Annotated in this window: 10 protein-coding genes; 7 read left to right on the top strand and 3 right to left on the bottom strand. The window is 67.3% G+C overall.

The window, feature by feature from the left end; all coding sequences use genetic code 11:
* Positions 1-525, bottom strand: a 525-nt coding sequence (locus Q0379_RS11100) for a phosphatase PAP2 family protein (RefSeq protein ID WP_299008377.1), incomplete at its 3' end; no start/stop codon positions are given.
* A 145-nt stretch (positions 526-670) separates the two neighbouring features.
* Here Q0379_RS11100 and Q0379_RS11095 point away from each other — a divergent pair.
* From Q0379_RS11095 to Q0379_RS11080, 4 genes are all read left to right on the top strand, one after another.
* Positions 671-1045, top strand: coding sequence for an RcnB family protein (locus tag Q0379_RS11095; RefSeq protein ID WP_299008374.1), 375 nt, complete (start codon positions 671-673; stop codon positions 1043-1045).
* Positions 1046-1120: 75 nt separating this feature from the next.
* Complete coding sequence (gene cobS / locus Q0379_RS11090; protein ID WP_066681619.1) at positions 1121-2131, top strand: cobaltochelatase subunit CobS; 1011 nt, start codon at positions 1121-1123, stop codon at positions 2129-2131.
* 88 nt (positions 2132-2219) lie between these two features.
* Positions 2220-2465 carry a DUF2188 domain-containing protein gene (locus Q0379_RS11085; protein WP_299008368.1) on the top strand — a complete coding sequence of 82 codons (246 nt, stop codon included), beginning with the start codon at positions 2220-2222 and terminating at the stop codon, positions 2463-2465.
* Positions 2466-2597: 132 nt separating this feature from the next.
* Entirely contained in the window at positions 2598-2903 is a 306-nt protein-coding gene (locus Q0379_RS11080; RefSeq protein WP_066681624.1) for a hypothetical protein, read from the top strand.
* 7 nt (positions 2904-2910) lie between these two features.
* Here Q0379_RS11080 and Q0379_RS11075 read toward each other — a convergent pair whose 3' ends face one another.
* Both Q0379_RS11075 and Q0379_RS11070 read right to left on the bottom strand, forming a co-directional pair.
* Entirely contained in the window at positions 2911-3135 is a 225-nt protein-coding gene (locus Q0379_RS11075) for a hypothetical protein (protein ID WP_299008363.1), read from the bottom strand.
* A gap of 165 nt (positions 3136-3300) precedes the next feature.
* On the bottom strand, positions 3301-3696 hold the full coding sequence (locus tag Q0379_RS11070) for a hypothetical protein (RefSeq protein WP_299008356.1): 396 nt from the start codon (positions 3694-3696) through the stop codon (positions 3301-3303).
* 178 nt (positions 3697-3874) lie between these two features.
* On the opposite strand from Q0379_RS11070, the gene Q0379_RS11065 reads away from it, so the two are divergent.
* The 3 genes from Q0379_RS11065 (at position 3875) to Q0379_RS11055 (ending at position 6161) form a co-directional block, all read left to right on the top strand.
* Positions 3875-4348, top strand: a complete 474-nt coding sequence (locus tag Q0379_RS11065) for a chemotaxis protein CheW (protein ID WP_013080596.1) — start codon at positions 3875-3877, stop codon at positions 4346-4348.
* A gap of 150 nt (positions 4349-4498) precedes the next feature.
* Positions 4499-4942, top strand: coding sequence for a hypothetical protein (locus Q0379_RS11060; protein WP_299008349.1), 444 nt, complete (start codon positions 4499-4501; stop codon positions 4940-4942).
* Positions 4943-5060: 118 nt separating this feature from the next.
* On the top strand, positions 5061-6161 hold the full coding sequence (locus Q0379_RS11055; protein WP_299008346.1) for a Zn-dependent alcohol dehydrogenase: 1101 nt from the start codon (positions 5061-5063) through the stop codon (positions 6159-6161).
* The last annotated feature ends 379 nt before the right edge of the window (positions 6162-6540 follow it).

Below are 6540 nucleotides of genomic sequence, written 5' to 3'. Positions count from 1 at the left end.
GACCCGCCGCCGGTCGGAAAAGCGCGCCGTCAAAACGCCCAGGGTCAGGAAGACCACCGCCGATAGCATGGCGTGGCCGGACGGAAAGCTGGCGTTGACCGCCTCGACCGCGCGATAGGCCATGTCCGGCCGCTCGCGGCCGAACAGCGCCTTGAGGCCCTGGCTGACCGTGACGCCGCTCAGCGCCCCGCCCAGCAGCAAAAAGCCCTCGCCCCAACGGCGCAAGGACGCCAGCAGCGCGAAGGCCAGCAGGATGATCAGGCTCAGCACCGCCACCGAGCCCAGCGCCGTTATGTCGACGGCGGCGACATGCAGCCAGTCCGGTCCAACCAAGGTTTCGGGCCGCCCCTCGACCCGCAGAGCGCGCAGAACAGCCAGGTCCAAGGCGTGCGTCTCGCCCTCCGCCACCTCGTCGGCGATGGCCAGGAACGCCATGGCGCCCAGGGCGGCGATCAGTAGCGCGGTCACCGCCGCGACCTCGCGACGCGCGGTGGTCAGCAGTCTTGGGAAGTCGAGGCGAAACACGGATAGAGACCTCTTGGACCGGCTTGAGACACAATTAAAGCAACAACATTTCTCTTTTGAAACATGAACTTAAGCCGAACAGGCCCGTTCAGGTCAGGACCATGTGGAGCCCGCTAGGCTCCAATCCTGGACAAAGGAGTTAGACATGAAACGCATTTTGACCGCTTCCGTCGCCGTGCTGATGCTGGCCAGCGGCGCGACCGCCGCCTCGGCCCAGGCCTATCGTCACGACAACCGCTACGACAGCCGCGACCGCGCCTATGAACAGGGCCGCCGCGATCAGGCGCGTCACGAGGCCCGCCAAGACCGTAGAGAAGACCGCCGCGAATACCGCCGCTGGGCCAAGGGTCAGCGTCTGGACGCCCGCTATCGCGACCGCGCCTACTATGTCAGCGACTGGCGCCGCCACGGCCTGCGCGCCCCGCCGCGCGGCTATCAATGGCGCAAGGTCGACAACCAGTACGTGCTGGCCGCCGTCGCCACCGGCCTGATCGCCTCGGTGATCATCGCCAACCGCTAAAAAAGCGCGTGGAAAGGGCGTCGCCAGCGCGGCGCCCTCTTCCCTCCCCCTGGGTCAAGGCGCTAATCGGGAAGCATGCCCGAGTTCGCCGAAACCAGCTCCGCCCAAGATCCGCTGATCACCCTGGTCCCCGACAAGTGGGTGACGCTGCGCGATGCGTTCGGCGTCGACAGCGACATGAAGGTTCCGGCCTTCAGCCACCGCGATCCGCACGTGCCGGAGATCGACAGCGCCTACCGCTTCGATCCCCAGACGACCAAGGCGATCTGCGCGGGCTTCGCCAAGGACCGTCGGGTGATGGTCCAGGGCTATCACGGCACGGGCAAGTCGACCCACATCGAGCAGGTGGCCGCGCGCCTGAACTGGCCGCTGGTCCGGGTGAACCTGGACAGCCACGTCTCGCGGATCGACCTCGTCGGCAAGGACGCCATCGTCCTGAAGGAAGGCAAGCAGGTCACCGAGTTCCGCGAGGGCATTCTTCCGTGGTCGCTGCAGCGCCCGATCGCCCTGGTGTTCGACGAATACGACGCCGGTCGCCCGGACGTGATGTTCGTGATCCAGCGCGTGCTGGAAGCCGGCGGCAAGTTGACCCTGCTGGACCAGAACCGCGTCATCCGCGCCAATCCGTATTTCCGGCTGTTCGCCACGACCAACACGATCGGCCTGGGCGACACCACCGGCCTCTATCACGGCACCCAGCAGATCAACCAAGGCCAGATGGACCGCTGGTCGATCGTCACGACGCTGAACTACCTTGAGCACGACGTCGAGGCGGCGATCGTCCTGGCCAAGAACCCGTCCTACGACACGGCCGAGGGCAAGCGCACGATCGCGGCCATGGTCCGCGTCGCCGACATGACCCGCAACGCCTTCATGAACGGCGACATCTCGACGGTCATGAGCCCCCGCACCGTGATCACCTGGGCCCAGAACGCCGAGATCTTCGATCACGACGTGGCGCTGGCCTTCCGGCTGACCTTCCTGAACAAGTGCGACGAGCTCGAGCGCCCCACGGTGGCCGAGTTCTTCCAGCGCGCGTTCGGCACGGACCTGCCGGAAAGCGCGGCGCGGGTGAAGGTGGCTTAAGGGGGCCGCGCTTTCCGACAAGACAGCGTCATCGGAACCGCCCAAGGTGGCGGACCGTTTCGACGTCCAAGCTTCACGGAGACGCCCCATGACCGAAGTCACCTACACCATCGTCGAGCATGACGGCGGCTGGGCCTACAAGGTGGGCGACACCTTCTCCGAGACCTTCCCCAGCCACGACGCGGCGCTGAAGGCCGCCCAGCGCGCGGCCGGCGAGCAGCGCCTGCCGGGCGAGACCGAGGGTATCGTCTACGAGGACAAGCAGGCCGTCTGGCATCAGGAGCTCTCGTCCGGCGACGACCGTCCGGCGACCCGCGTGCGGGACGCCGAATAGGCCGGATCTCTCGCCGTGGCCGCCGCGCCACGTTGTCCCGCTTTCGGAGCGACGACGGGAACGGCGCCCACGGCCAGGCTTTGTAGAGATGTGGGTCGACAGGGTCGGCCCGTCTCTAGGAGCCCTCAATCCATGGCCGGCAAGCCGCTGAAGATCGTGCCGCCCGTCTCGGGCGTGGCCGAAATCTACGACCTCGGGCGGGGTCCCGAGACCACCGCCCAACGCGTCAAACGCCTGCAGGCCGAGGCTCGCATGCTGGCGCGCGAAGAGGTCGAGCGGCTGGAGCGTGATCTGCGCCGGCTGGCCGACCAGGCCCAGGCCATCGCCGAAGGCGGCGAAGCCTATCCGGCGGGCGTGCGCGAACTGACCGGTCGGATCTCGGTCGAAACCACCCAGCGGGCGGAAATCCTCCAGGCGCTGTTGCAGCGCCTGGGCTGATCGCTCCTCAGGCCGCGTTGGCCATCCGCCGCAGGCGGCGGGCCAGGTCCTCGGGACGGTCGGCGACCTGGTCGAACAGCGCCTGCACCTCGGCCTCGCCGAAACCGGCCGCCCGCAGGGTGCGCCAGGCGCCGGCCAACACCGCCTCGGCGATGTCCAGGCGATCGTCTGTCAGACGCAGTCCCGCGCCGAAGGGGCTGGAGGATAGAGACGGCGGAGCGAGCGGCGACATCAGAGCTCTCCTGCGACTGGGGAGTAATGTTCCTTTTTTGTTCTCATTTCGACGCGGAGTCGAGTCCCGCCAAGCTTCGCCGCGACAAAAAGCCCCAGGCCGGGGGGACCTGGGGCTCGAAGGCGGATCGCCGGCTCACAACGGCGACCCGTTCGTCCGTATGTCTCAGCGGCACACGGTGCGTTCGGAGTAGCGGCCGCTCCAGCGATCGTACTCGCGGGTCGTCCAGCATTCGCGGTCGCCGTAGTACGGCCGCGGGGCGTAGCCATAGCCATAACCATAGTAGCGCGGGGGCGGCGGAGGCGGCGGCGCATAGGCCCGGCGGCCATAGTAGCGATCGTCGTAACGATCGCGCCGATCGTTGTCGGACAAGGCCGCGCCGACCGCCAGGCCCAGTACGCCGGCCGCGATGGCGGCCACTGCGACGTCGTCGCTCTTGTCCTTGTGATGACGGTGATAATAGCGCGGATCGGCCGAGGCCGAGGTGGCGGCGGCGACCAGCGACAGGGCGGCGACGCCGGCCCCGACCCGGCCCAGGGTGTTGACGAACTTGCGGACCATGAAGGCCTCCCTGACCTTTCGCTTCCCGGCGCGGCGCGCCGCCCCGAAGCGTCACGAGGACGATCAGCCTTCCCGCCTGAACGGCGCCTGAACGAAATTGTCGGGTTCCTGGAACCGGTTTGTTCATCTTTTTCCGCGAGCGTGCCGGAGACGAAATTCGCGCTCCCCGGAGACCGCCATGACCACCACCGTGTCTTACGCCCAAGGCCAGGCCCTGCAGGTCCTGTCTTTTGAAGTCGGCGCCCAGACCTATTGCGTGCCCGTCAGCGCCGTCCGTGAAATCCGCGGCGTCACCCCGCCGACCCCGCTGCCCGACGCGCCGCCGTTCGTGCGCGGCGTCATCAACCTGCGCGGCCAGGTCATGCCGGTCATTGATCTGTCGCAACGCCTGGGCAAGGGCGCGGCGCAGGACGGTCCGCGCCAGGTCATCATCGTGGTCGAGAACCAGACCGACGTCGCCGGCCTGCTGGTCGACGCCGTCTGCGACAGCTTCACCGTCGAAGCCGACGCGATCAACCCGCCGCCGTCGCTGGGCGACGTCGAGGAATCGCCGCTGGTCTCGGCCGTGATCACCACCGGCGAAGGCGACATGACGGTCCTGCTGGCCGTCAGCCGCATCCTGCCGGAACGCCCGATCGCCCTGGCGGCCTAAACGCCTGGCGCGAGCCGCGCGCCGGCTTGCCACTTTCCGTCGCATCGAACACCTTGCTCGCCAGAGTCGGGGGTGGGGTCGCGTATGACGGTCGAGACGGTTGAACTTCGTGCGGGCGAGCCAAACGCCTTGTGGCGGTTATGGGCGTCGGTGCACAGACTGTTTCCGACTTGGTCGCTGATCCCCGAGAGCTTCGTGACGCCCGGCGCCTGGGGCTATGTAGGCCTGGACTTCATCAGCGGCTTCCGACGCAATCCCTCGACCGTGAAGGCCTTCGCCCTGCTCGATGGCGTCAGCGACGAGCTGTTCGACGGATTGACGGCCCTGGCGGCGCTGAACGCGCGTCGACAGGACCAGCTGTTGCGCGTGGTCATCCTGCTCTATCTGACCGTCCCCCTCTCGATCCTCGCCCTCGTGGCGGAACTGGCTGGGGCCAGCATGATCACCTTCGTGAAGGCGAACCTGAGCGTCACCGTGGGTCTGGCCGCGACCGCGACGCTCGCGCCCCTCGGCTACATGATGAGCGCGTGGCGCGCCAAGCAGTTGATCGGCGTGCTGGACCTGATCCGCATCGAGCGCCAGCAGCAGCCCTAGGCGGCGCTGGCGTTGCGAAACGCGTAAAGCGGTTCGCGCCAAACATTTGTTCGAATTCCCCCTTCCGCTTGCCCCGGACGGGACGCTAGTCTCCTTTTCAAAGATAACGGAGACGAGCATGAAGGCCGCTGTTCTGCGCGAGGTGGGCAAGCCCCTCGAGATCGAGACCGTGGCCATCGGCAAGCCCGGCCCGCGCGAGGTGCTGATCCGCACCAAGGCCGCCGGCGTCTGCCACTCGGACCTGCACTTCATCGAAGGCTCCTATCCCCACCCCCTGCCCGCCGTGCTGGGCCACGAGAGCGCCGGGATCGTCGAGGCCGTCGGCTCGGAGGTGCGGACGGTCAAGGTCGGCGACCACGTCATCACCTGCCTCAATCCCTATTGCGGCCACTGCGAGGTCTGCCTCACCGGGCACATGAACCTCTGCATCAGCCCGGAGACCCGCCGGGGCAAGGGCGAGGCGCCGCGCCTGTTCAAGGAGGACATGAACGGCGGGACGGGTCCGATGGCCCAGTTCCTGAACCTGTCGTCCTTCGCCGAGATGATGCTGGTGCACGAGCACGCTTGCGTCGCCGTGCGCAAGGACATGCCGTTCGACCGCGCCGCCCTGATCGGCTGCGCCGTGACGACGGGCGTCGGGGCGGTGATCCAGACCTCCAGCGTCCGGGCGGGCGAGACCGTGGCGGTGATCGGCTGCGGCGGCGTGGGCCTGGCGACGATCAATGGCGCGGCGATCGCCGGCGCGGGCCGGATCATCGCCATCGACCGCGTGCCGGCCAAGCTGGAGCTGGCCAAGACCTTTGGGGCGACGGACGTGATCGACGGCTCGCAGGTCGACGACATCGCCAAGGCGGTGATCGAGCTGACCGGCGGCGGCGTGCAGCACAGCTTCGAGGCCATCGGCCTGAAAGCCACGGCCGAAGCCTCGTTCAAGATGCTGAAGCGCGGCGGCACGGCCAACATCATCGGCATGATCCCGGTCGGCACCAAGATCGAGCTGCACGGCCCCGACTTCCTGGGCGAGCGCCGCATCCAGGGCAGCTACATGGGCTCCAACCGCTTCCCCGTCGACATGCCGCGCCTGGTGGACTTCTACATGTCGGGCAAGCTGAAGCTGGACGAACTGATCTCGCGCCGGATCAAGCTGGAGGACGTCAACTCGGCGTTTGATGAGCTCAAGCGCGGCGAGCTGGCGCGTTCGGTGATCGTGTTCGAATAGTTCACGACACCACTCACCGCGGCCTCCCCAGGCCTTGTGCCTGGGGCCCATCGATCCGCTGCTTCTGTCTCCCCAATAATCGTTCGAGCTTGCCGCGCCTTGATGCCTAAAGGCCTATCAAGCTGAACGCTGGGTCCTCGCCACAAGGGCGAGGAAGGCGGGAATAAAGTGGGATGACCAACTATCTGGTCTAGTCCAGTTGTCACACAGCTGAAAAAGAAGTCGTGCTACTTCCGGCCTAGTTTACCGGAGTCCCGTCATGCCCCAGATCGATCGCCGCGGCCTGCTGGCCGCCATCGGCGCCCTGACCCTGCCGCCCGCCCTGGCGCGCGCGGCCGCCATCGACGCCGACGTCCGCAGCGGCGCGATCCAGGACGTC

Source organism: uncultured Caulobacter sp. (assembly GCF_937900395.1).
GTDB lineage: Bacteria > Pseudomonadota > Alphaproteobacteria > Caulobacterales > Caulobacteraceae > Caulobacter.
Note: the sequence above shows the minus strand (reverse complement) of the source record. Positions and strands in the feature narration are given on the sequence as shown.